The organism is Lysobacter sp. Soil_C_15 (assembly GCF_057657315.1).
Genome location: NZ_JBDGIR010000002.1, coordinates 854,815 through 876,958, shown reverse-complemented (window position 1 = coordinate 876,958; position 22,144 = coordinate 854,815). Strand labels below are relative to the sequence as shown.

The following is a 22,144-nucleotide window of genomic DNA, read 5'->3' as shown; positions in this document are numbered from 1 at the left end:
GACGCAACGCAATCGAGCCGTCATGGCCCGGTCGCGCACCACGTTCGGCCCGTTGCCCGGGTTTCTCGGTTCCGGCTCACAACATCGCAAGGAAACGGCAATGCGTTGGTTCGAAATCGCCCTGGTGTCGCTGACGATCTTCACCGGCGTGGTCTGGCTGCTGGACAAGATGGTGCTGGCCAAGCGCCGCGCCGCGAGCGAAGGCCTGCTGGACGACGGCAAGGAGCCGGTGGTCGTCGACTACTCCAAGGCGTTCTTCCCGGTGCTGTTCGTGGTCCTGATCCTGCGCAGCTTCATCGCCGAGCCGTTCCGGATCCCGTCCAATTCGATGATGCCGACCCTGCTGACCGGCGATTTCATCCTGGTCAACAAGTTCACCTACGGCCTGCGCCTGCCGATCACCAACCACAAGGTGCTGGCGATGGGCGAGCCCGAGCGCGGCGACGTGGTGGTGTTCCGGCCGCCGCACCATCCGGAGCAGGACTGGATCAAGCGAGTGATCGGCCTGCCCGGGGACAAGATTGCCTACCGCGACGGGCGTCTGACCGTGAACGGCGAGCCGATCGCCTACGCCCCGGTCGGGGTCTACCAGGGCCGCGGCAACGGCACTGAAATGACCGGCGCGCAGGAGCTGCGCGAACAGGTCGGCAAGCACGTGCACAATATCCTGCTGCGCACCGAGTCGCCGCTGCTGGACCAGGGCGAGGGCGAGTGGGAAGTGCCAGAGGGCGAGTATTTTGTGATGGGCGACAATCGCGACAACAGCGAGGACAGCCGATACTGGGGCTATCTGCCGGAGCGCAACCTGCGCGGCAAGGCGTTCCTGATCTGGATGAACTTCGACGGGGGCGTGGACTTCTCGCGCATCGGCAGCGGCATTCCGTGACGGCAGGCGCCGGCACGGCGGGGACGTGATTGGGTTGGACCAACCGGTTGATCGAAGGGGATCGAGGTATGAAGCGTAATCAAGGCGGTATGACCCTGCTCGGGTTCATCATTGTGTTGTCCGTGGCCGGCTTGTTCGCTTATATCGGCATGAAGCTGGTGCCGATGTATTCGGAGTTCTATTCGGTCAAGCGCTCGCTGGCCGACCTGGCCAAGGAGCCGGGCGCCGGACAGATGGACAGCGCCAAGGCGCGCGACCTGTTCTTCCGGCGCATGGACATGAGCTATGTCGACAGCGTGAAGCAGGAAAACTTCAAGATCGTTCGCACCGACCGCGGCATGGAAATCACCGTGGCCTACGAAGTGCGCCGCCCGCTGATCGCCAACCTCGACGTGGTCGGCCGCTTCCACGCGGTCCAGCAGCTGACCTCGAAAGAAGGTGACTGATCCGATCGGCCATCGCTTCGCCGATCCGGCGTTGCTGCAGCAAGCCCTGACCCATCGCAGCGCCGGGGCGCCGCATAACGAACGCCTGGAGTTCCTCGGCGACGCGCTGGTCAATCTGATCGTGGCCGAAGCGCTGTACCAGCGCTGGCCGCAAGCCGACGAGGGCGCGCTGACCCGCGCCCGCGCCGAGCTGGTGCGCGAATCGGCGCTGGCGCCGATCGCGCGCGGCCTGGAGTTGGGCGCCCGCCTGACCCTGGGCCCGGGCGAGATGAAGTCCGGCGGCCACCGCCGCGATTCGATCCTGGCCGACGCGCTGGAAGCGGTGGTCGCGGCGATCTACCTCGACGCCGGCTTCGAGGCCTGCCGCGCCCAAGTCCTGCCCTGGTTCGTGCCGGCGATGGAGGCCCTGCCGCCCGCGCACAAGGTCGGCAAGGACGCCAAGACCCGGCTGCAGGAATGGCTGCAGGGCCGGCAAAAGCCCTTGCCCGTCTACGCCCTGCTGGCGGAGAGCGGCGAGGACCATGCCAAGACGTTCCGGGTCAGCTGCAGCCTGAGCCAGCCGCCGCTGAGCGCCGAAGGCGAAGCCGGTTCCCGCCGCGCCGCCGAGCAACTGGCCGCGGACGAGGTGCTGCGGCAGTTGAAGGCCGATTGACCAGCGGGTCCGGGCTTTGGGATTCGGGATTCGGGACTCGGGACTCGGGACTCGGGACTCGAAGGGCCTAAGCGACCCAGAGCAACCGCGACCCAGGGCAACGAATTTACCCGTGGCTTGCAACGGCACCTGCCGGATTTAGCCTTTCCCGAGTCCCGAGTCCCGAGTCCCGAGTCCCGAGTCCCGAGGAAGCCCGGCTCCATTGCCCCCGCCGCCGCCCAGGGGGACAATTCCCGCATGACTTCCTCTTCGCATCGCGCCGGCCACGTCGCCGTCATCGGCCGTCCCAACGTCGGCAAATCCACCCTGGTCAACGCCTTGGTCGGGGCCAAGGTGAGCATCGTCTCGCCGCGGCCGCAAACCACCCGCCATCGCCTGCTCGGCATCGCCACCTTTCCCGAGGGCCAGCTGTTGCTGGTCGACACGCCGGGCATCCACCGCGAGCAGAAGCGGGCGATGAACCGGATGATGAACCGCGCCGCGCGCGGTTCGCTGGAGGGCGTGGACGCGGCTTTGCTGGTGGTGCGCGCCGGGCAGTGGGACGACGAGGACACGCTGGCGTTCGATGCCCTGCGCGGCGCCGGCCTGCCGGTGGTGCTGGTGGTGAACCAGGTCGACCGCATCGCCGACAAGGGCGAGTTGCTGCCGTACCTGGCCAAGGTCAGCGAAGGCCGCGACTTCGCCAGCGTGCATCCGGTCTCGGCGCTGAAGAACAAGGGCCTGGAAGCGCTGGTCAAGAGCGTGTTGGCGTTGTTGCCCGAGCAGGACGCGCTGTACGGCGAGGACGAGATCACCGACAAGAGTCAGCGTTTCCTCGCCGGCGAGATGGTGCGCGAACAACTGATGCGCCAGCTCGGCGAAGAGCTGCCGTACGCGACCACGGTCGAGATCGAGCGCTTCGCCGTCGACGGCGCGATGCTGCGCATCGGCGCGGTGATCTGGGTCGAGCGCGACGGCCAGAAGGCGATCGTGATCGGCAAGGGCGGCGTGCGCCTGCGCGAAATCGGCGCCAAGGCGCGGGTGCAGATGGAGCGGCTGTTCGGTTCCAAGGTGTTCCTGGAAACCTGGGTCCGCGTGCGCGAAGGCTGGTCCGACGACGAGGCGGCGTTGCGCCAGTTGGGCTACGAGTGAGGACGGGTTTCGGGACTCGGGACTCGACGAGGCGCCAAAGCGCCGCCAAGCCGCACATAAGCCTTGCGCTTGGACCCTGAGAATTTAGCCTTTTCCCGAGTCCCGAGTCCCGAGTCCCGAGTCCCGAGTCCCGAGTCCCGAGTCCATGCGACTGACCGAATCCGCCTACGTGCTGCATGCGCGCCCCTGGCGCGAGACCAGCCTGCTGGTGGAGGTGCTGAGCGAGCAGCACGGGCGGCTCGGCCTGGTCGCGCGCGGGGTGCAGGGGCCGAAGCGGCAGGTGTTGCGGGCCGCCCTGCAGCCGTTCCAGCACATCCGCGTCGATGCGCTGTTGCGCGGCGAACTGGCGCGGCTGACCGCGGCCGAGGCCCTGGATGCGGCGCCGCGCCTGGACGGCGATGCGGCGCTGGCCGGGTTCTACGTCAACGAACTGCTGCTGCGGCTGGTGCCGCGGCACGACCCGTTCCCGGAGTTGTACGAGCTTTACGGACACACCCGCGTCCGGCTCCCGGGCGAAGGCCTGGCCTGGACATTGCGCCGGTTCGAGCGCGATCTGCTCGAGGCGCTGGGGTCGGGCTTCGACTGGAGCGTCGACGCCGATGGCGCGCCGATCGATCCGGCCGCGCGCTATCGCCTCGACCCCGAGCAAGGGCCGCGCCGCCTGCTCAGCGACCGCGGCCATGGCGAACGCAGCGCCGCCGCGACCGGTCGCGCGCTGCTGGCCCTGGCGCGCGACCTCGCGCCGGAGGCGTCCGACCTGCCGGGCCTGCGCCAGGCCCTGCGCGCGGTGCTGACCCACCATCTCGGCCCGCGCGGGCTGAAATCCTGGGAGATGATGGCCGAGCTGGCGCGGGTGCGCAGCCGTCCCGAGCCGGGCCCGATGCCGGACTAGCGCCGATCAGCCGGCGCTGCGGACGGTTTCGTCGGCCGCGTTTTCGAAACGCGCCAGCAAGGCGGCCGAGTCGGGCTGCGCCTGCAGGTCCTGCACCGCCTGGGCCAGCCGCACCGCGCCGACGAAGCCGCAGCTGGCGCGCAGCTTGTGCAGTTCGGCGCGCACCGCATCGACATTGCCGAGTTGGTGGGCGCTGCGGATCGCGTGGCGCGCATTCGGCAGTTCCTGCACGAACAGCCCGCGCAGGGTGGCGATGTGGGTGCGGTTGCCGTTCAGCGCACGCGCCGCGCTGTCGTCGTCCCAGGCCGGCGCGGAGGCTTCGGCGGCGGATTCCAGCTCGGGCAGGGCCAGCAGGCGGCGGATCGCGGCGCGCACCGCGGAGGCGGGCAGCGGCTTGACCAGCACCTCGCAGAAGCCCGAGGCGATCAGCCGCTCGCGCACTTCGCTTTCGCCGGTGGCGGTATGGGCGACCGCGAGAGTGCGCGGGTGGCGCATGCGCAGGCGCGCGAGCAAGTCGCTGCCGCTGCCGTCGGGCAGGTGGGCGTCGAACAGCCAAAGTTGGTAGTCGTGCGCATCGCCGAGCGCGAGCGCGGCGGCGAGGCTGTCGGCGCCGTCGACCTGGGCCGGCATCGCCTCGACCGCGGCGGTCAGGAAGGCGCGGGTGACCGGGTCGTCCTCGACCAGCAGCACGCGGGGGACTTGGGAATTCTTCATTGCCGGTTCGCTTTCGCCCGCTATCCTGCGTCCATGCTGCGGGCCATGTTACGCCTACTGATCGGTTTGTCGCTGCCCCTGGCCGGGATCGCAGCGGCCGATGTGCAGGCGCGCACATTGAACGCCCGAATCGCGCGCGTAAGCACCGCCGTGGCGACGCTGGACGGGGTGACGGTGCGGCTGTCGTGGCCCGACGGCGCCGAGCAGGGCGAGCTGCAGCTGCGCGCGGCCAAGGTGACGGCGCCGGACCTGGGCTATCGCTTCGCCGACCTGAGCTGGCGCTGCCCGCTGCGGCGCGACGGGCGCGGCGGCTGGGCCTGCGCCGGCGAATTGCGCAGCGGCCGCGGGCCGGCGCTGCGTCTGGCCCTGGACCTGGGCGTCGCCAGCACCGATGCGCGACTGACCCGCGGCGACAGCGCGATCGCCTTGCGCCGCGATGCGGCCACCCCCGACCTGACCCGGATCGACCTGACCCGTGTGCCGCTGGCGTGGACCCAGGCCTTGCTGGCCCAGGCCTGGCCGGAGGCGCGGATCAAGGCCGGCCGGCTCGACGGCCGGCTCGACATCGCCGCGCCGGCGCGCGGGCCGCTGCGCATCGCCGGGCCGCTGCGGCTGGACGGCGCCGCCTTCGACACGCCCGACGGCTCGGTCGCGGCCGAGCGCCTCGGCGCGCGCCTGAACTTGGACAGCGCGCTCGGCGGCGGCGAGCGGTTCGTCGTCGACGGCCGCCTGCTGGGCGGCGAGCTGCTGTTCGGCAACGCCTACATCGCCCTGCAGCAGCGGCCGGTGGAGCTGCGCATCGAAGCCGAGCGCGGCGTCGGCGAGAGCGGCTGGCGCCTGCCGCGGCTGCTGTGGCGCGACGGTCGCCTGCTGCACGCGCAGGGCAGCGCCGCGTTGGACGCCGACGCCGGCCTGGCCGCGCTCGACCTGCAAGTGCGCAGCGACGATCTGGCTCCGCTGCGCGATGGTTATCTGTCCGGCTTCCTGGCCCTGGCCGGGCTGGCGCAACTGGAACTCGGCGGCGCCGCGCAGGCGCGATTGCGGCTGCGCGACGGCGAACTGCAACAGGCCCAGGCGCAACTGGGCGCGGTGCGCATGAACGACCCGCAGGGCCGGTTCCGCTTCGAAGGCCTGGACGGCGAGCTGCGCTATTCCGACGCCGATCCGGTCGACAGCGAACTGGCCTGGTCGGGCGGGGCGCTGTACGGGCTGGAGTTCGGCCCGACCCGGCTGCCGTTCTCCAGCGACCACGGCGAACTGCGCCTGCGCCGCGCGATCGGCTTCCCGATGCTGGGCGGCCAGGTCGGCATCGACGGCCTGCGGCTGCGCCCGCCGGCCGGCGGACGCGGCCTGGACCTGCGTTTCGGCCTGACTCTGGACCGGCTCGACATCGGCCGCCTGGCCAAGGCCCTGGACGGCCCGGCCTTCGTCGGCGAACTCAGCGGCCGCCTGCCGCAGGCGCATTACGCCGACGACCGGCTCGAACTGGACGGCGGCCTGAGCATGCAGTTGTTCGGCGGCACGGTGGCGGTGTCGTCGCTGGCGATGGAGCGGCCGTTCGGGGTCGCGCCGACCCTGAGTTCGGACCTGGCGCTGGAAAATCTGGACCTGGAATCGCTGACCGGCGTGTTCGGTTTCGGCAGCATCACCGGCCGTCTGTTCGGCCGCATCGACCGGCTGCGCCTGGTCGACTGGCAGCCGGTCGCGTTCGATGCCGAGCTGCATACGCGCAAGGCCGCCGGCGTGCGCCAGCGGATCAGCCAGCGCGCGGTGCAGGACCTGTCCAGCGTCGGCGACTCGTCCTTCGTCGGCAGCCTGCAGGACCGGCTGATCGGTTTCTTCGACGACTTCGGCTATGCGCGCATCGGCATTTCCTGCCGCCTGGCCGAGGAGGTCTGCCATATGGACGGTCTGGGACCGGCCAAGAACAACGGCTTCCTGATCGTTCAGGGCGCCGGCCTGCCGCACCTGGACGTGGTCGGCTACAACCGCCGGGTCGACTGGCCGACCCTGCTCGAACGCCTGGAAGCGGTGAGCAAGGGCGAGCTCAAGCCGGTGGTGCAGTGACCGGCGATGCAATGATCAGGGCGCGGACGGCCGCGTCCGCGTATCCCGCCGTTCAACGGCGCCGTGGTTCAATAGGCGCCGACTCGTTCAGCCCGCGCCCGGAAGCGCGGGACCCCGCGCAGGACGCGCGCCCACGAAAAGGAAACCGATCATGCGCCGTTGGATGGGAGTACCGGTCGCCGCCGTGATGTTGACGGCCTGCGTGACCATCAACGTCTACTTCCCGGCCGCCGAGGCCAAGGAAGCGGCCAAGGAGTTCGTCGAGAAAGTGATCGGCGACCAGGCTCCGGCGGCGACGCCGCAGCCCGAGCCGGCCAAGCCCGGCGGCGGGCTCGGCGCGGTGCGGCCGCAGGCCCCGGCCAGCGACGCGGCCCGGTTCGCCGCGCGCATCGACTGGCTGTCCCTGGTCGGCATCGGCAGCGCTTACGCGCAATCGCCGGACATCTCGATCAAGACCCCGGCGATCCAGGCGATCCAGTCGCGCATGGCCTCGCGCTTCGACAGCCAGCTGCGCGCCCACTTCGATTCCGGCGCGCTCGGCTTCACCAGCAACGGCACCGTCAGCGTGCGCGACGCCGGCAAGATCCCGCTCGGCGAGCGGGTCGCGGTCAACCAGGCGGTGGCCGACCAGGGCCGCGACTCGGCCGCGGTCTACCGCGAAATCGCCGTCGCCAACGGCCACCCCGAATGGGAAGGCCAGATCCGCCAGGTGTTCGCCCGGCAATGGATCGAAAGCGCCAAGGGCGGCTGGTGGTACCAGGACGCGGGCGGCGGTTGGAAGCAGAAATAATCGGGGACTCGGGACTCGGGACTCGGGACTCGGGATTCGGACCCACTGAAGGCACACCAAGGGCTCGCTCATGCGAGCCCTTCGCTTTTGCGAGTCCCCAGTCCCGAGTCCCGAGTCCCGGCCCCGGCCCCGGCCCCGAGTCCCGGCCCCGAATCTGCGACAATGGACGGCCTTTGATTCCTGCCAGCAGCTGTGGCCCGCATCGATCAAACTCCTTTCGAGGCCGCCATCGCCGGCCTCACTCATGATGGCCGCGGCGTCGCCCGGCGTCCGGACGGCAAGGCCGTGTTCGTCGCCGGCGCGCTGCCGGGCGAACGGGTCATGGCCAAGCAGACCGCGCGTTCGCGCCACTACGACGAAGCGGTGACGCTGGAGGTGCTGGAAGCCTCGGCGGACCGGGTCGTGCCGCGCTGCGCGCACTTCGGCACCTGCGGCGGCTGCGCCCTGCAGCACATGGCCGAAGACCAGCAGATCCTGGCCAAGCAGAACGTGCTGCTGGAAAACTTCGAACGCATCGGCCACGTCGCGCCCGAGCGGGTGCTGCCGGCGCTGACCGCTTCGGCCTGGGGCTATCGGCGCAAGGGCCGGTTCTCGGTGCGCCGGGTCGAGAAGAAGGACAAGACTCTGGTCGGCTTCCGCGAGACCGATCCGCGTTTCGTCGCCGAGATCCGCCGCTGCGACACCGTGATCCCGCAGATCGGCGACAAGATCGAAGCCCTGGCGACGCTGATCGACGGACTGCAGGCGCGGCGCGAGATTCCGCAGGTCGAGTTCATCGGCGGCGATCCGCAGGCCGACCACGGCGGCATGGCGCTGACCTTCCGCCACCTGGCGCCGCTGTCGGAAACCGACCGCGAGGCGATCGTCGGCTTCGCCCGCGAGCACGCCTTCGCGGTGTTCCTGCAGCCCGGCGGCGTCGACAGCGTGCACCCCTTGTGGCCGGCCGATCCGCAGCTGTCGTTCTCGCTGCCGCAGTGGGAACTCGAACTGAAGTTCCGGCCGCTGGACTTCATCCAGGTCAACGCCGCGCTCAACGGCCGGATGATCCAGCACGCCATCGACCTGCTCGAACCGCAGGCCGAGGACCGCGTGCTCGACCTGTTCGCCGGCCTGGGCAATTTCACCCTGCCGCTGGCGCGCAGCGTGCGCGAAGTGGTCGGGGTCGAGGGCGAGGCCGGGCTGGTCCAGCGCGCGAGAGAGAACGCCGCGCACAACGGCCTGGACAACGCCCAGTTCTATGCCGCCGACCTGGGCAAGGACCTCAGCGCCGAACCGTGGATGCGCGAAGGCTTCGACCGCCTGCTGCTGGATCCGCCGCGCTCGGGCGCCGACTTCGTGCTGACCCAGCTGCCGCTGAAACAGTTCAAGCGCATCGTCTACGTCAGCTGCCATCCGGCCTCGCTGGCGCGCGACGCCGGCTACCTGGTGCGCGAGAAGGGCTGGAAGCTGCGGGCGGCCGGGGTCATGGACATGTTCCCGCACACCGCGCACGTGGAATCGATCGCGATGTTCGAGCCGCGCTGAGGCGCGGCTCGCGCTTGCGCTGGGCGGCGCTCAGCGCTGCGGATCCAGGCGCCAGGTGCCGTCGGCCTGCGGCACGAAGCGCAGCGTGGCCTGGTCGTCGCCTTCGGGCAGGCGCATGCCGACATCGCAGGAAACCCGCCCTTCGTCGCGGTCCAGTTCGCAGCCTTCCAGCGCCGACACGATCAGGCTCGCCGCGGCCCGCTCGTAGCGACCGCGTTGCTCGGCATCGTCCAGGCGCGGGGCGCGCAGCAACAGGTCCGCGCGCAGCAGCGCCTGCGCCTGCGTCCGGCTCGGCGCCGGCGGCGCCAGCTCGGCCAGCGGCAGCAGCGTCCAGGCGCCGTCGCGCAGCTGGAAACGGTAGGTCTGGTAAGCGCCGCCCAGGCCCGATTCGAGCCGGACGATGCAATCGACCCGGTCCTCGCGCAGCGGGCCGCAGAGGCGCAGCTCGCTGAGCCGGATCGATTCGACCAGCGCCTGGCCCATCGGCGTCGCCGCCGGCGACTCGGCGGCGAGCGCGACGCGCTGCGCGGCGATGGCCTGGTCGAGCGTGGGCGCTGCCGGCGTCGATGCGGGCGGCGCGGCGACGGCCAGCAGCGGCAACGCCAGGCACAACAGCGGCAGACTCAGCCGGGCAGCGCGATGCCGCAGCGGAAAGGGCAGGGGGCGCATGGCGTCCTTGCGGGAAACGGCGTTGCGCCGGGAGCGCGCATTCTACGCGCGCATTCGCTCGCCGCCCTCGGTCATAATGGCGCATGGGCATCGAAATCGAACGCAAATTCCTCGTCGTCGGCGACGCGTGGCGCGCCAGCGCGCACAAAGTCGTGCCGATGGCGCAGGGCTATCTCAACGACCTCGACGCGATGGAGCCCGGCGCAGGGCGCAGCGCGATGAAGGCCTCGGTGCGGGTGCGCATCGCCGGCGACGAGGCCTACCTGAACCTGAAATCGCGCGAACTCGGCCACACCCGGCAGGAGTTCGACTACCCGATCCCGGTCGCGGATGCGCGCGCGCTGCTGGCGTTGTGCGTCGGCGGCCTGGTCGACAAGCGCCGCCACTACGTCGAGCACCAGGGCCGGCTGTGGGAGGTCGACGAGTTCCTCGGCGACAACGCCGGGCTGGTCGTGGCCGAGATCGAACTCGAACACGCCGACGCGCCGTTCGAGCGCCCCGACTGGGCCGGCGCCGAGGTCACCGACGCGCAGCGCTACTACAACCTGGCCCTGGCCAGCCGGCCGTACTCGGCCTGGACCCAGGCCGAGCGCGACGGCGCGGGCTGAACCGCCCGGCCGGGCGGGGTGCGCCGGCCACGGCGCTGCGAGACAATGGCGCCAGCGCGTCCGGCGCTGACTTTTCCCAGGAGTTCCGCATGCTCGTGATCGGCGTCGCCGGTACCGAACTCACCGCGCAGGAGCGCGACTGGCTGCAGCACGACGCCTGCGCCGGCGTGATCCTGTTCAGCCGCAACTTCGCCTCGCGCGCGCAGGTGACCGAGCTGTCGGCGGCGATCCGCGCCGCCGCGCCGCGGCCGCAGCTGATCTGCGTCGACCAGGAAGGCGGGCGGGTGCAGCGTTTCCGCGAAGGCTACAGCGCGCTGCCGCCGCTGGAGGTGTTCGGCAAGCTCTACGCCGAGGACCGCGACGCCGCGCTGCGATTGACCGAGGAGCACGCCGGGCTGATGGCGGCCGAAGTCCAGGCCAGCGGCGTCGACCTGAGCTTCGCTCCGGTGGTCGACCTGGGCCGCGGCAACCTGGCGATCGGCAACCGCGCCTTCGATGCCGATCCGCAGATCGTCGCCGAGTTCACCCGCGCCTACATCCGCGGCATGCACGGCCGCGGCATGGCCGCCACGCTGAAGCATTTCCCCGGCCACGGCTCGGTGCTGGCCGACACTCACTTCGACCAGGCGGCCGACCCGCGCACGCTCGACGAACTGCGCGCCACCGACCTGATCCCCTTCGTCGCCGGCGTCGAGGCCCAGGCCGATGCGGTGATGATGGCGCACGTGTCGTATCCGGCGGTCGCGCCGGAGCCGGCCGGTTACTCGCGGCGCTGGATCGAGGAGATCCTGCGCGGCGACCGCGCTCGCGGCGGCCTGGGCTTCCGCGGCGTGGTGTTCAGCGACGACATCGGCATGGCCGCGGCGTTCTCGGTCGGCGGGGTCAAGGCGCGGATCGACGCGCACCTGGACGCCGGCTGCGACGTGGTCCTGGTCTGCCACCCGCAACTGGTCGAGGAATCCCTGGCCGCGGTCGAGGGCCGCCGGCTCAACACCGCTGCGCTGACCGGCCTGATCGGCCGCGGCGCGCTGGGCTGGGACGGCCTGATCGCCGACGCCGCCTACGCACCCACCCGCCAACGCCTGGAAGGACTGGCCTGATGACTTCGCACGATTTGGCCGCGGCGCTCGCCGATGCCGACCTGATCCACGATCGCCGCAGCCTGGAACGCGAGATCGCGCGCATGGCGCTGTCGATCCGCAACGACTACGCCGGCGCCCGCCCGGTGTACCTGACCATCATGCACGGCGGCCTGCCGTTCGCGGCGCAGCTGGCGATGGAACTGGGCCAGCGCGGCCTGGACCTGGAATTCGACTACCTGCACGCGACCCGCTACCGCGGCCAGACCACCGGCGCCGACCTGGTCTGGAAGCACCGTCCGGCGACGCCGCTGCGCGGGCGCCGGGTGCTGCTGGTCGACGACATCGTCGACGAGGGCCACACCTTGCTCGGCATCCGCGACTGGTGCCGCGCGCAGGGCGCCGCCGAGGTCCGCATCGCCGCGCTCGCGGTCAAGCGCCACGATCGCTGCGTCGACGGCCTGCGCGCGGACTACGTCGGGGTCGAGGTGCCGGACCGCTACGTGTTCGGCTACGGCATGGACTTCTACGAGCAGGGCCGCAACCTGCCCGCGATCTACGCACTGAAGGATTGAGATGAGCGCGCCCGCAATCGACCTGGCCGTGATCGGCGGCACCGGCCTGTACCGCCTCGCCGAGTTGGAGGACGTGCAGTCGCAGCAGCCCGATACCCGCTACGGCGCGCCGTCCGGGCCGATCCGGATCGGCACTCTCGGCGGGCGCCGGATCGCGTTCCTGGCCCGTCATGGCGAAGGCCACTCGTTGCCGCCGCACCAGATCAACTACCGCGCCAATCTCGCCGCCTTGCAGGCGATCGGCGCGCGCCGGGTGCTGGCGCTCAATACGGTCGGCGGCATCACCGAACGGTTCGGGCCGCGCGTGCTGGCCTGCCCGGATCAGTTGATCGACTACACCTGGGGCCGGATCTCGACGATCTGCGAAGAACCCGGCAGCGAGGTGCTGCACGTGGACTTCGGCGAGCCCTACACGCGCAGCCTGCGTGCGGCGGTACTGGCCGCGGCGGCGCGCGCCGGCGTGGCCCTGGTCGACGGCGGTTGCTACGGCGCGACCCAGGGGCCGCGCTTGGAGACCCGCGCCGAGATCGTGCGCATGCGCCGCGACGGCTGCGACCTGGTCGGCATGACCGGCATGCCCGAAGCCGGGCTGGCGCGCGAGCTGGGGCTGGACTATGCCTGCCTGGCGATCGTCGCCAACTGGGCCGCCGGCGCCGGCCCCGACCCGGACGAGGTCATCACCCTGCAGGACGTGCTCGACAACGTCGCCGCGGCCTCGGCCGGGCTGCCGGCCTTGCTGGGCGCCGTGTTGGATCAGTGATCGGTTTCGCATAAACCGCGATGCGCGCGGGCGATCGAGCCTGCGCGTGGCCGGTTCGCTTGCGCAAATACGTGGCCGATGCCGTCACGTTGGGCCGTTGTCTTCCACGGGCGCAGTTTGCATACTCGCCTTGCGTCTTGAGGCACACTCGCCGGCGACGCACGTCAACGCATCCAGCATGAGGTCAATAAGGATATGCAGTACGGCACCGTGAAGTGGTTCAACGACGCCAAGGGCTTCGGTTTCATCTCGCCCGAAGACGGTAGCGCGGATGTATTCGTGCACTTCTCCGCGATCAACGCCAAGGGCTTCCGCAGCCTGCAGGAAGGCCAGCGCGTCAGCTACCAGCTGACCCAGGGCCCGAAGGGCGCCCAAGCCTCCGAGGTCACCCCGGCGGCCTGATCGCGTCGCTCGCGGCACGACCGCGCCTGACCGATCGCATCGGACAGTTTCCAAGGCCCCGCATCGCGGGGCCTTTCTTTTTGTCCGCTCGGCGTTGGAGCGGAGCAAGAGCACGAGCAAATCCCCCTGGCCCTCCTTTTCCAAAGGGGCAACGTTCCAAAGGGGAACGGCAACGGCAACAGCGGCGCGATACTGGGCCCAGACTCTCGTCCGAGCCCCTAAGCTCTTCCCGAGTCCCGAGTCCCGAGTCCCGAGTCCCGAGTCCCGCCCCCGCCCAAGGAGAAACGCCAATGAAGGAAGCATTGCCGCCGTTCGCCACCCATCGGGTCGAGAACCAGCCGCCGGCGTTCGCGCCGCGCGATCTGTGGCGCGAGGATGCGGCCTTGCGCGAGGCGGTCGCGGCCGAGGGCGGCGCGGGCCACGGCGAGGCGCTGGCGCGCTACGGCGCGCTGGCCGGGGACGAGTTGTACCGGCTCAGCTTCGACGCGCATCGCGACAAGCCGCGGCTGCGCCAGTACGACGCCGGCGGCCAGCGCATCGACCTGGTCGAATTCCATCCCAGCTATCACGCCATCATCGGCGCGGCGATCGAGCACGGCGTGGCCGGGCTGTCCTGGCACCGCCCCGGGCCCGGCGCGCACGTGGCGCGCGCGGCCTTGAGCTATCTGCATCACCAGGTCGAGCCGGGCACCAGTTGCCCGCTGACCATGACCCATGCCGCGGTGCCGGTGCTGCGCCACGCGCCGGCCCTGGCCGACTGGGCGCGCAAGGCGGCGACGCCGGCTTACGACGGCCGCGACGTGGCCGCCGCCGACAAGCCCGGCCTGACCCTGGGCATGGGCATGACCGAGAAGCAAGGCGGCTCGGACGTGCGCGCCAACGAAACCGTGGCGCGGCCGCTGGCCGGCGACGAGTACGAACTGGTCGGGCACAAGTGGTTCTTCTCCGCGCCGATGTCGGACGCGTTCCTGGTCCTGGCGCAGGCGCCGGCGGGCCTGAGCTGCTTCCTGATGCCGCGCTGGCATCCGCACGGCGGCAAGAACGCGCTGCGGCTGATGCGGCTGAAGGACAAGCTCGGCGACTGGTCCAACGCCTCCTCGGAGGTCGAGTTCCAGGGCGCCTGGGCGCAGCGGATCGGCGAGGAAGGGCGCGGCGTGGCGACCATCATCGAGATGGTGATGCTGACCCGGCTGGACTGCATGCTCGGCTCGGCGGCGGAGATGCGCATGGCGCTGGCGCAGGCCCTGCACCATGCGCGCCACCGGCGCAGTTTCGGCAAGCGTTTGGTCGAGCACGCGCTGATGCGCAACGTGCTCGCCGACCTGGCGATCGAGTCGGAGGCCGCGACCGGCTTCGCGATCCGCGTCGCCGGCGCGGTCGACCGCGCCCACGCCGATCCAGCCCAGGCCGCGTTCGCGCGCATCGCCACCGCGATCGGCAAGTACTGGGTCTGCAAGCGCGCGCCGGCCTTCGTCAACGAAGCCCAGGAATGCCTCGGCGGCGCCGGCTACGTCGAGGAATCGCTGTTGCCGCGCCTGTACCGGCAGGCGCCGCTGAATTCGATCTGGGAAGGCAGCGGCAACATCCAGTGCCTGGACGTGCTGCGCGCCCTGGGCCGCGAGCCGCAGACCGCGCAGGCGCTGCTGGCCGAACTGGACGCCGCGGCCGGGCGCGATGCCGATTTCGATGCGTATCTGGCGCCGCTGCGCGATGCGCTGGGCGGGCGCACCGCCATCGCCGAAGCGCAGGCGCGGCTGTGGACCGAGCGCCTGGCCCTGGGCCTTCAGGCGGCGAACCTGTTGCGCAGCGGCAGCCCCTTGGCCGGCGCGTTCTGCGCCAGCCGGCTCGGCGCCGGCCGCGGCCAGGCGTACGGCAGCCTGCGCAGCGATGAGAACTTCGAACTGGTGTTGCAGCGCGTAGGCGGCGAATGAGCGCGCTGGCGCGCTCGATTCGGCGCGTTCGATCCGGTTGGTTCAGGTCAACTTGCGCGCATACGCATCGTGCGCATGGCGGTTGATGTAGGTGGCCAGGCCGCGCCCGGCCCGGGCCAGCGCCTGCATCCGCGCGATCGCCTCGGCCCCGGCGCTGGCCGTCGTGTACAGGTAGCGCGAGCCGTCGGCGAACTCCACCGCGATCGCCTGCGGTTCGATCCGGTAGCCGCGCACGCCGGAGTCGCCGGAGAGATTGCGGTAGCGGGTCATCGTCGAGGACGGCATCTGAATGGCGCGGACGACCGATCGTCGCCCCGATCGCGGAGATTGACCGCATCCTGCGCCGGATGGGTGTAAGTTCGGGTGAGGCGGCCCTGGGCGCCGCCGCAGGAGGTCGCCATGCGTGGTCCTCGCAAAACCCAGGCGCTGGCCTTGCTCGCCCTGGCCGCCGTGCCGCCGCCGGCGCACGGCTCGGATTTCTCGCTGGCTCTGATGCTGCTCAGCCGCGGCGCCGGTCTGGTCGCTTTGTGCCTGTGTGCGGCGTGGTGGATCGGCGAGCGCTATCGCGAGCAGTGAGTGTCGCGTCGTCGCCGCGACCGCCATCTCTCAACTTCGCCGCGCTTTGTCCTGCGCCCTTGTAGGAGCGACGTAAGCCGCGACCCGCGCTGCTGCGCTCTCGCGCCGTTTGATGTTCGAAAGCCCCAAGCCCCAAGCAAAGCTTCCGTCCGCCAGCGTCCGAATATCTTACGGTCAAAGGCCACAAAGAAAACGCCATGTTGTGGCGGCATGTGCGCCCAGTCGTGATCGCCCGCGAATGTGCTTTCGCCTTGGGCTGCGTGTCTTCATCTGCCTGTACGCAACGCATGCTGCAGCGCAAGGATGCGCCGGCGCATCGTCGCTGCGATCGGCTGCGCGTGCCGTAGTTGTGACGCGCTTGGGGATCAGCGTGTGATGCGCCCTCGCAGCGGCGGCTTGCCGCGGCGGTGGGCGATCTTCTTGACTGAGCGCTCCCGTTGTCCGTCCGTCACGACGCCACGAAGCAAGCCGGGATTCGACGACGGGCCGCCGTCCCGGCGACGGCGCCGCGAGGCCTCTGCGGCCTCATCCGAGTCATGTCAGTTCCCCATTCCAAGGAGCTTTCCAACATGTCCGTTTCGATTTCCCGCCTGCGCACCCGCACCGCCTCGCTGTCCGCCTGCCTCGCCCTCGCCGCCGCGGCCACGTTCGCGTCCGGCGTCGCCGCCGCCGGCGACAACGTCGACGCGCAGCTGAAGTTCGCGATGCAGCGCGACCTGGGCATCTTCCCGGGCCAGTACGCGCAGTACCTGGCCACCGAACGCCTCGCCCAGAGCCAGGCCCGCGCGATCGAACGCGAGTTCGGCGGCGCTTACGCCGGCAGCTGGATCGAACGCAATGCCGATGGCAGCTTCAAGCTGGTCGCCGCCAGCGCGGGCGCGCGCAAGTCCTCGTCGATCGGTGGGGTGGAAGTGCGCAACGTGCGCCACAGCCTCAAGCAACTGCAGCAGTCGATGGACCTGCTCGATGCCGGCTCGCGCGCCCGGATCAAGGGCATCGCCAAGCCGCTGACCGGCGTGCAGAGCTGGTACGTCGACCCGGTCAGCAATTCGGTGGTGGTCAAGGTCGACCAGGGCGCGGTCGAGAGCGGCGTCGACTTCGTCGCCCTCAGCGGCGCCGACAGCGGTTCGGTGCGGATCGTGGAAACGCCGGGCACGCTGCAGACGGCGGCGACGATCGTCGGCGGCATCGAGTACTCGATCAACAACGCCTCGCTGTGCTCGGTCGGCTTCTCGGTCACCCGCAGCACGACCAAGGGCTTCGTCACCGCCGGCCATTGCGGTTCGGCCGGCGCGATCGTGCGCATCGGCGGCGCCCAGGTCGGCTCCTTCGCCGGCTCGGTGTTTCCGGGCAACGACCGCGGCTGGGTCAGCGTCGGCAGCGGCAACACCCTGCAGCCGTGGGTCAGCAACTACAGCGGCGGCAACGTGATCGTGCGCGGCAGCACCGAGGCGGCGATCGGCGCGGCGGTGTGCCGCTCCGGCCGCACCACCGGCTACCGTTGCGGCACCATCACCGCCAAGAACGTCACCGCCAACTACGCCCAGGGCGCGGTCTACGGCCTGACCCAGGGCAACGCCTGCATGGGCCGCGGCGACTCCGGCGGTTCCTGGATCACCAGCGCCGGCCAGGCCCAGGGCGTGATGTCGGGCGGCAACGTCCAGGCCAACGGCAACAACTGCGGCATTCCGGCCTCGCAGCGCAGCAGCCTGTTCGAACGCCTGAACCCGATCCTGAGCCAGTACGGGCTGAGCCTGGTCCGCGGCTGATCGGCCTGCGGCATCGAGGCGCCTGGCTGCGGCCAGGCGCCTCGACGTTCAGCCGGCCACGACCGCCGCCACGATCAGCGCGCCGACCACCAGCACCGCGGTACTGACCGCGCTGACGATCAGGCCTTTGACGAAGGTCGTGCCGAGCAGGAACTGGTACAGCAAGCCCGCGCCGAGAAAGCCGATCACCAGCGCCAGCGGTTCGGAAGCGACGAAATGCTCGACTGCCTTGGCGAAGGCCTGCTGCACGATCAGCGCGAACACCACCGTGCCCAGGCTGCTGCGCCGGGCATCCACGGCGCGCGCGGTGTACATGACCGGGGCGATGGCCAGGGCGAGCAGGGCGGCGAGGATCAGCAGGAACTTGAACATGGTCGGACCCGTCGGGCGTCAGCAGACGCGGCCGGCAGCGCAATCGCCGACGCGCATAGGCAGGGAGCAACTCCGGCGGCGCCCGAAACCGAAAGGTCGCGGCAGAGCGCCCCAGACGCGGCGCTAATCCGGCATCCGCCGCGCTCGATCCCACTCACTTCTCGCTCCTGCGCGCTCGCTGCTGTGTGCTCGCTCGTCCAAGCCCGCCCCGGCTCCAACTCAGTCGAGGAACTGCAGCTTGGCCAGCTCGGCGTACAACCCGCCCTGGGCCAGCAATTGTTCGTGCGTGCCTTCGGCGACGATCCGGCCGCGGTCCATGACCACGATCCGGTCGGCCTTGAGCACGGTCGCCAAGCGATGGGCGATGACCAGGGTGGTGCGGCCCTGCATCAGGGTCTCCAGCGCCTGCTGCACCGCGCGTTCGCTCTGCGCGTCGAGCGCGCTGGTGGCTTCGTCGAGCAGCAGGATCGGCGCGTCCTTGAGCAGGGCGCGGGCGATCGCGATGCGCTGCTGCTGGCCCCCGGACAGGCGGGTGCCGCGTTCGCCCAGTTCGGCCGACAGGCCCTCGGGCAGGGCCTGGATGAAGTCGGCCGCGTGCGCCGCGCGCACCGCCTGTTCGACTTCGGCGTCGCTGGCCTCGAGGCGGCCGTAGCGGATGTTGTCGCGCGCGCTGCTGGCGAAGATGGTCGGTTGCTGCGGCACCAGGGCGATCGACTGGCGCAATGCGGCCGGGTCGAGCTGGCGCACGTCGATGCCGTCGACCGAGACCGAGCCCTGCTGCGGGTCGTGGAAGCGCAGCAGGATCGAGAACACCGTGCTCTTGCCGGCGCCGGACGGGCCGACCAGGGCCACGGTCTCGCCCGGGCGCACGCGCAGGCTGAAATCTTCCAGCGCCGGCAGGTCCGGGCGCATCGGGTAGTGGAAGCCGATCCGGTCGAACGCCAGTTCGCCGCGCACCGGTTGCGGCAGGGCGCGCGGTTGCGCCGGCGCGGTCACCGCATTGGTTTCGTCGAGCAGCTCGCCGATCCGGCTCATGCCGCCGGCGGCCCGCTGCAGGTCGTTCCAGACTTCGGCCAGGGCGCCGACCGAGCCGCCGCCGATCAGCGCGTACAGCACGAACTGGCCGAGGGTGCCGGCGCTCATGCGTCCGGCGACCACGTCGTGCGCACCCGACCACAGCACCAGGGTGATGGCGCCGAACACCAGGGTGATGGCGATCGCGGTGACCCAGGCCTGGGCGCTGATGCGCCGGCTCGCGGCCTTGATCGCGATCAGCAAAGAGGCGTTGAAGCGGCCGCGCTCGTACGGCTCGCGCGCATGCGCCTGGACCGTGCGCACCGCGCCGAGGGTTTCGCTGGCCAGGGCGTTGGCGTCGGCGACGCGGTCCTGGCTGGCGCGCGAGATCTTCTGCAGCCGGCGTCCGCCGACCACGATCGGCAGCACCGCCAGCGGAATCGCGACCAGCGCGTACAAGGCCAGGCGCGGGCTGGTGACGAACAGCATCGCCAGGCTGCCGACCACGGTGACCGCGCTGCGCAAAGCCACCGACATGCTCGAGCCGACCACGCTGCGCAGCAGCTCGGCGTCGGCGGTCAGGCGCGAGACCAACTCGCCGCTGCGGTTGCGGTCGTGGAAGCCGACGTCGAGGGTGATCAATTGGTTGTACAGCGTCTCGCGCAGGTCGGCGACCACGCGTTCGCCGAGTACCGAGACGAAGTAGAAGCGCACCGCGGTAGCCAGGGCCAGGGCCACCGCGACCGCGAACAGCAGCAGGAAGGCGCGGTCGATCGCGCTGCTGCCGCCGCCGGCCGCGCTTTGGGCGAAGCCTTGGTCGATCATGGTCTTGAACGCCAGCGGCAGGCTCAAGGTCGCGGTGCTGGACGCGGCCAGCGCGAATAGCCAGGCCACGAACAGGCCGCGGTGCTTGCGCACGAACGGCCACAGGGTGCGCAGGCTACCGATCGGGGCCTTCTTGCGCGGCTCGGGGGCGGCGCGGCGGCCGGTGGGCGTGTCGCTCATCGGGTCAGGGTCATCCAAGGGGGCTCGCGCCGGGCTCGTCCAGACGTACCCGGTTACGTGTGGCGTCGCGCAACTGCGCTTTCAAGGCGGGCAACTGCGACGCCGGCAGGCGGATCCGCACTCGCACGCCGTCGGCGCTATAGCGTTCTTCGGTCTTTTCCGCGCCGTAGGCGGCGAGCGCGGCATGGACCGCGCCGGTGTCCTCGAAAGCGAAAGCCAGGCCAAGCTCGTCGTAGCGCACCAGCTCGCGGCGCGGCGCGCGGCGCAGGCATTCGGCCGCGCAGCCGCCGTAGGCGCGCACCAGGCCGCCGGCGCCGAGCTTGACGCCGCCGTACCAGCGGGTCACCACCACCGCGACCCGGTCGTATCCCTGACCGTCGATCGCGGCCAGGATCGGCCGCCCGGCGGTGCCGGCCGGCTCGCCGTCGTCGTTGAAGCGGTACTGGGCGCCGATCCGATAGGCCCAGCAATTGTGGGTCGCGGCCGGGTCGCCGACTTCGGCGAAGAAGTCCAGCGCCGCCGCCGGGCTTTCGACCGGAGCGGCCAGGGCCAGGAAGCGGCTGTGCTTGACCTCCTGGGCCAGGCTGGCGCGCTCGGCCAGGGTCGAGGCGCCGGCGGGCGCGTTCATTTCAGCAGCGGCCGCAGATCGTCCGGAATCCGTACCCGCGGGTGGGCGCTGCGGAAACGGCGCAGGCCGTCGCGGGCGCGCTCGATCTGGCCGGCATCGCGATACTCGCGGATCCGCTGCAGCCATTGCGCCGGGGCCAGGCGGGCGTCGGCCGCATCGGCGTCGGCGGGCACGCCGGCCGTGCCGACCGTGCCGATCCGGCTGCCGGTGACCTGGATGCGGTCCAGGGCGACCGACTCGGCGGCGCTGTCGGCGGTCGCCGCCGCGGCCTTGGCTTCGGCGGCATTGGCGGCGCTGGCCTTGTGCGCCGCGGTGGGCGCGGGCGCACGCTGCAATTCCGCGGCGCGGTAAGCGTCGTTGTCGGCGCTGGCGGAGGCCGCGCCCGGGGCGGCTGCGCCGCTGGGCGGAGCCGCCGCGGCGGCCGCAGGCGCCGGCGGGGCAGGCGGAGGCGGCGGCGGCGGCGCGGACTGTTCGATCGGCGCCGGCGCTTCCGGCGAGAACGCCTGCGGGGCGCGGCGGGCGCGCAGGGGCTCGGCGCGCTGCTCCGCCTTGGCCGCTTCGTCGGCCTGTTCGCGCTGCGCGGGCTCGGCCGGCGGCGGCATCCGCGCCGGCGTCGCCGGGGCGGCCACCAGCGGCTCGACGGTTTCCACGATCGGGCCGGCGGCGTCCGCGGCGATGCTTGGCGGCTGCGCCGGGGCGGCGTCCTGGGCCTGCAGCTCGGCGGTCGCGGCGCTGTCGGCCGGCGCGCTGGCGGCCTGCTCGGCCTCGGCAGCGGGTACCGAGGCGGGCAGGGCGGCCTGGTCTTCGCCGACCGCCTCGAAACTCTTGCCGACCGGGCGCAACTGCCAGGCGATGCCGACCGCGAGGGTCAGCGAGGCGGCCACGCCGATCCACGCCGGCCAGCGCGAACGCGGCCGCGCACGCGGCGCCTGGGCCACCGCAGCATGGGCGGCGGCCAGGATCCTGGCATCGAGCGCAGGCGAAGGGCCATCGTGCGGACCCAGCCGCAGCAGCCGGTCGGCCAGCTCGCGCTCTTCGGCCGATAGCGGATCGGGGGCGTCGGGACGGCGGTTCATTCGGTCAACCTCGCGCGCAACTTGTCCATCGCGTAGCGCAACCGGGACTTCACGGTCTCCCGGCCGGCTCCGGTGATGGCGCCGATGTCCTCCAGACTGAGTTCCTGTTCCAGGCGCAGCAGCACGACTTCGCGCTGTTCCTGCGGCAATTCTTCGATGGCGCGCTGCAGGCGCCGGCGCTGCTCGAACTCGGACAGCTCGCGCTCTGGCGTGGTCGGGTCGGGCACGCGCGCGGCGCGCTCGTCGCCGTCCTCCGGCGCCGCCGGGCGGTGCTTGAGCCCGCGCCAGTGGTCGTTGAGGCGATTGTGGGCGATCCGGAACAGCCAGGTGCTGAACGCCGCCTCCGGCTTCCAGCCGTGCCGGGCGGCGATCACCCGTTGCCAGACGTCCTGGAAAAACTCGTCGGCGAGCGCCGAATCACGGATTTGCCGCAGCAAGAAGCGGTACAAGGGGCCGCGATGGCGCGCATACAGCACCTCGAACGCAGCGGCATCGCCGCCGGTCCAGGCGAGCATGAGCACGTCGTCGCTGGCGTCCGCACCGGAATTCATCCGCGGCAGGGTACGGCCTGGCGGCCC

General features: G+C 71.1%; 24 protein-coding genes. 16 read left to right on the top strand and 8 right to left on the bottom strand.

Annotated features, from left to right (window positions below):
* Window positions 1-100: 100 nt before the first annotated feature.
* The 5 genes from lepB to recO all read left to right on the top strand — a co-directional run bounded on the left by lepB (window position 101) and on the right by recO (window position 4,007).
* Window positions 101-886 (top strand): signal peptidase I, encoded by a 786-nt coding sequence (gene lepB / locus AC3A57_RS07930; protein ID WP_487578390.1) that lies wholly within the window; start codon window positions 101-103, stop codon window positions 884-886.
* 68 nt (window positions 887-954) lie between these two features.
* Entirely contained in the window at window positions 955-1,332 is a 378-nt protein-coding gene (locus AC3A57_RS07925; protein WP_487578389.1) for a DUF4845 domain-containing protein, read from the top strand.
* The gene (gene rnc, locus AC3A57_RS07920; protein ID WP_487578388.1) at window positions 1,325-1,984 is read left to right on the top strand and encodes a ribonuclease III; all 660 of its coding nucleotides are present in this window, start codon (window positions 1,325-1,327) and stop codon (window positions 1,982-1,984) included. Before AC3A57_RS07925 ends, rnc begins: the two co-directional genes overlap by 8 nt.
* Window positions 1,985-2,221: 237 nt before the next feature.
* Window positions 2,222-3,115, top strand: coding sequence for a GTPase Era (era, locus tag AC3A57_RS07915; protein ID WP_487578387.1), 894 nt, complete (start codon window positions 2,222-2,224; stop codon window positions 3,113-3,115).
* Between the two features lie 145 nt (window positions 3,116-3,260).
* Window positions 3,261-4,007, top strand: coding sequence for a DNA repair protein RecO (gene recO / locus AC3A57_RS07910; RefSeq protein ID WP_487578386.1), 747 nt, complete (start codon window positions 3,261-3,263; stop codon window positions 4,005-4,007).
* 6 nt (window positions 4,008-4,013) lie between these two features.
* On the opposite strand, the gene AC3A57_RS07905 is transcribed toward recO, so the two are convergent.
* Window positions 4,014-4,721, bottom strand: a complete 708-nt coding sequence (locus AC3A57_RS07905; RefSeq protein ID WP_487578385.1) for an Hpt domain-containing response regulator — start codon at window positions 4,719-4,721, stop codon at window positions 4,014-4,016.
* Window positions 4,722-4,766: 45 nt separating this feature from the next.
* Here AC3A57_RS07905 and AC3A57_RS07900 point away from each other — a divergent pair, with 45 nt between their 5' ends.
* From AC3A57_RS07900 to rlmD, 3 genes are all read left to right on the top strand, one after another.
* On the top strand, window positions 4,767-6,788 hold the full coding sequence (locus AC3A57_RS07900; RefSeq protein WP_487578384.1) for a hypothetical protein: 2,022 nt from the start codon (window positions 4,767-4,769) through the stop codon (window positions 6,786-6,788).
* Between the two features lie 151 nt (window positions 6,789-6,939).
* The gene (locus AC3A57_RS07895) at window positions 6,940-7,578 is read left to right on the top strand and encodes a YdbL family probable chaperone protein (protein WP_487578383.1); all 639 of its coding nucleotides are present in this window, start codon (window positions 6,940-6,942) and stop codon (window positions 7,576-7,578) included.
* A 180-nt stretch (window positions 7,579-7,758) separates the two neighbouring features.
* Window positions 7,759-9,102 carry a 23S rRNA (uracil(1939)-C(5))-methyltransferase RlmD gene (gene rlmD / locus AC3A57_RS07890; RefSeq protein ID WP_487578416.1) on the top strand — a complete coding sequence of 448 codons (1,344 nt, stop codon included), beginning with the start codon at window positions 7,759-7,761 and terminating at the stop codon, window positions 9,100-9,102.
* A gap of 30 nt (window positions 9,103-9,132) precedes the next feature.
* Here rlmD and AC3A57_RS07885 read toward each other — a convergent pair whose 3' ends face one another.
* Window positions 9,133-9,771: a hypothetical protein gene (locus tag AC3A57_RS07885; RefSeq protein ID WP_487578382.1), complete on the bottom strand. Its 639-nt coding sequence runs from the start codon at window positions 9,769-9,771 to the stop codon at window positions 9,133-9,135.
* 83 nt (window positions 9,772-9,854) lie between these two features.
* Here AC3A57_RS07885 and AC3A57_RS07880 point away from each other — a divergent pair, with 83 nt between their 5' ends.
* From AC3A57_RS07880 to AC3A57_RS07855, 6 genes are all read left to right on the top strand, one after another.
* Window positions 9,855-10,379 carry a CYTH domain-containing protein gene (locus tag AC3A57_RS07880; RefSeq protein ID WP_487578381.1) on the top strand — a complete coding sequence of 175 codons (525 nt, stop codon included), beginning with the start codon at window positions 9,855-9,857 and terminating at the stop codon, window positions 10,377-10,379.
* Between the two features lie 89 nt (window positions 10,380-10,468).
* Window positions 10,469-11,479 (top strand): beta-N-acetylhexosaminidase, encoded by a 1,011-nt coding sequence (nagZ, locus tag AC3A57_RS07875; RefSeq protein WP_487578380.1) that lies wholly within the window; start codon window positions 10,469-10,471, stop codon window positions 11,477-11,479.
* Window positions 11,479-12,033, top strand: coding sequence for a hypoxanthine-guanine phosphoribosyltransferase (locus tag AC3A57_RS07870; RefSeq protein ID WP_487578379.1), 555 nt, complete (start codon window positions 11,479-11,481; stop codon window positions 12,031-12,033). Before nagZ ends, AC3A57_RS07870 begins: the two co-directional genes overlap by 1 nt.
* A 1-nt stretch (window position 12,034) precedes the next feature.
* A complete protein-coding gene (locus AC3A57_RS07865) occupies window positions 12,035-12,793 on the top strand; it encodes an S-methyl-5'-thioinosine phosphorylase (RefSeq protein ID WP_487578378.1) in 759 nt (252 codons plus the stop codon).
* A 195-nt stretch (window positions 12,794-12,988) separates the two neighbouring features.
* Entirely contained in the window at window positions 12,989-13,195 is a 207-nt protein-coding gene (locus AC3A57_RS07860; RefSeq protein WP_064748709.1) for a cold-shock protein, read from the top strand.
* A gap of 290 nt (window positions 13,196-13,485) precedes the next feature.
* Entirely contained in the window at window positions 13,486-15,126 is a 1,641-nt protein-coding gene (locus AC3A57_RS07855; RefSeq protein WP_487578377.1) for an acyl-CoA dehydrogenase family protein, read from the top strand.
* A gap of 42 nt (window positions 15,127-15,168) precedes the next feature.
* Here the strand turns inward: AC3A57_RS07855 and AC3A57_RS07850 are convergent, their stop codons facing one another.
* Window positions 15,169-15,411, bottom strand: a complete 243-nt coding sequence (locus AC3A57_RS07850; protein ID WP_487578376.1) for a hypothetical protein — start codon at window positions 15,409-15,411, stop codon at window positions 15,169-15,171.
* Window positions 15,412-15,525: 114 nt separating this feature from the next.
* Between AC3A57_RS07850 and AC3A57_RS07845 the strand changes: the two genes are divergently transcribed.
* Both AC3A57_RS07845 and AC3A57_RS07840 read left to right on the top strand, forming a co-directional pair.
* The gene (locus AC3A57_RS07845) at window positions 15,526-15,702 is read left to right on the top strand and encodes a hypothetical protein (RefSeq protein ID WP_221672019.1); all 177 of its coding nucleotides are present in this window, start codon (window positions 15,526-15,528) and stop codon (window positions 15,700-15,702) included.
* A 569-nt stretch (window positions 15,703-16,271) separates the two neighbouring features.
* Window positions 16,272-17,471 carry a S1 family peptidase gene (locus AC3A57_RS07840; RefSeq protein ID WP_487578375.1) on the top strand — a complete coding sequence of 400 codons (1,200 nt, stop codon included), beginning with the start codon at window positions 16,272-16,274 and terminating at the stop codon, window positions 17,469-17,471.
* A gap of 48 nt (window positions 17,472-17,519) precedes the next feature.
* On the opposite strand, the gene AC3A57_RS07835 is transcribed toward AC3A57_RS07840, so the two are convergent.
* The 5 genes from AC3A57_RS07835 to AC3A57_RS07815 form a co-directional block, all read right to left on the bottom strand.
* Window positions 17,520-17,843 (bottom strand): hypothetical protein, encoded by a 324-nt coding sequence (locus AC3A57_RS07835; protein WP_487578374.1) that lies wholly within the window; start codon window positions 17,841-17,843, stop codon window positions 17,520-17,522.
* 219 nt (window positions 17,844-18,062) lie between these two features.
* Window positions 18,063-19,862 (bottom strand): ABC transporter transmembrane domain-containing protein, encoded by a 1,800-nt coding sequence (locus AC3A57_RS07830; RefSeq protein ID WP_487578373.1) that lies wholly within the window; start codon window positions 19,860-19,862, stop codon window positions 18,063-18,065.
* A gap of 10 nt (window positions 19,863-19,872) precedes the next feature.
* Window positions 19,873-20,490: an IMPACT family protein gene (locus AC3A57_RS07825; RefSeq protein WP_487578372.1), complete on the bottom strand. Its 618-nt coding sequence runs from the start codon at window positions 20,488-20,490 to the stop codon at window positions 19,873-19,875.
* The gene (locus AC3A57_RS07820) at window positions 20,487-21,566 is read right to left on the bottom strand and encodes a hypothetical protein (RefSeq protein ID WP_487578371.1); all 1,080 of its coding nucleotides are present in this window, start codon (window positions 21,564-21,566) and stop codon (window positions 20,487-20,489) included. The genes AC3A57_RS07825 and AC3A57_RS07820 overlap by 4 nt, the downstream gene beginning before the upstream one ends.
* Window positions 21,563-22,117 carry an RNA polymerase sigma factor gene (locus AC3A57_RS07815; RefSeq protein ID WP_064748702.1) on the bottom strand — a complete coding sequence of 185 codons (555 nt, stop codon included), beginning with the start codon at window positions 22,115-22,117 and terminating at the stop codon, window positions 21,563-21,565. Before AC3A57_RS07815 ends, AC3A57_RS07820 begins: the two co-directional genes overlap by 4 nt.
* Window positions 22,118-22,144 lie beyond the last annotated feature (27 nt).

Coding starts and splice junctions, on each gene's coding strand:
- AC3A57_RS07840 (WP_487578375.1), top strand. CDS start 16,272: ATGTCCGTTTCGATTTCCCGCCTGCGCACCCGCACCGCCTCGCTGTCC.
- AC3A57_RS07880 (WP_487578381.1), top strand. CDS start 9,855: ATGGGCATCGAAATCGAACGCAAATTCCTCGTCGTCGGCGACGCGTGG.
- AC3A57_RS07830 (WP_487578373.1), bottom strand. CDS start 19,862: ATGAGCGACACGCCCACCGGCCGCCGCGCCGCCCCCGAGCCGCGCAAG.
- AC3A57_RS07895 (WP_487578383.1), top strand. CDS start 6,940: ATGCGCCGTTGGATGGGAGTACCGGTCGCCGCCGTGATGTTGACGGCC.
- AC3A57_RS07905 (WP_487578385.1), bottom strand. CDS start 4,721: ATGAAGAATTCCCAAGTCCCCCGCGTGCTGCTGGTCGAGGACGACCCG.
- AC3A57_RS07860 (WP_064748709.1), top strand. CDS start 12,989: ATGCAGTACGGCACCGTGAAGTGGTTCAACGACGCCAAGGGCTTCGGT.
- AC3A57_RS07925 (WP_487578389.1), top strand. CDS start 955: ATGAAGCGTAATCAAGGCGGTATGACCCTGCTCGGGTTCATCATTGTG.
- AC3A57_RS07855 (WP_487578377.1), top strand. CDS start 13,486: ATGAAGGAAGCATTGCCGCCGTTCGCCACCCATCGGGTCGAGAACCAG.
- recO (WP_487578386.1), top strand. CDS start 3,261: ATGCGACTGACCGAATCCGCCTACGTGCTGCATGCGCGCCCCTGGCGC.
- AC3A57_RS07820 (WP_487578371.1), bottom strand. CDS start 21,566: ATGAACCGCCGTCCCGACGCCCCCGATCCGCTATCGGCCGAAGAGCGC.
- era (WP_487578387.1), top strand. CDS start 2,222: ATGACTTCCTCTTCGCATCGCGCCGGCCACGTCGCCGTCATCGGCCGT.
- AC3A57_RS07870 (WP_487578379.1), top strand. CDS start 11,479: ATGACTTCGCACGATTTGGCCGCGGCGCTCGCCGATGCCGACCTGATC.
- AC3A57_RS07825 (WP_487578372.1), bottom strand. CDS start 20,490: ATGAACGCGCCCGCCGGCGCCTCGACCCTGGCCGAGCGCGCCAGCCTG.
- AC3A57_RS07815 (WP_064748702.1), bottom strand. CDS start 22,117: ATGAATTCCGGTGCGGACGCCAGCGACGACGTGCTCATGCTCGCCTGG.
- AC3A57_RS07850 (WP_487578376.1), bottom strand. CDS start 15,411: ATGCCGTCCTCGACGATGACCCGCTACCGCAATCTCTCCGGCGACTCC.
- AC3A57_RS07835 (WP_487578374.1), bottom strand. CDS start 17,843: ATGTTCAAGTTCCTGCTGATCCTCGCCGCCCTGCTCGCCCTGGCCATC.
- AC3A57_RS07865 (WP_487578378.1), top strand. CDS start 12,035: ATGAGCGCGCCCGCAATCGACCTGGCCGTGATCGGCGGCACCGGCCTG.
- AC3A57_RS07885 (WP_487578382.1), bottom strand. CDS start 9,771: ATGCGCCCCCTGCCCTTTCCGCTGCGGCATCGCGCTGCCCGGCTGAGT.
- AC3A57_RS07900 (WP_487578384.1), top strand. CDS start 4,767: ATGTTACGCCTACTGATCGGTTTGTCGCTGCCCCTGGCCGGGATCGCA.
- nagZ (WP_487578380.1), top strand. CDS start 10,469: ATGCTCGTGATCGGCGTCGCCGGTACCGAACTCACCGCGCAGGAGCGC.
- lepB (WP_487578390.1), top strand. CDS start 101: ATGCGTTGGTTCGAAATCGCCCTGGTGTCGCTGACGATCTTCACCGGC.
- AC3A57_RS07845 (WP_221672019.1), top strand. CDS start 15,526: ATGCGTGGTCCTCGCAAAACCCAGGCGCTGGCCTTGCTCGCCCTGGCC.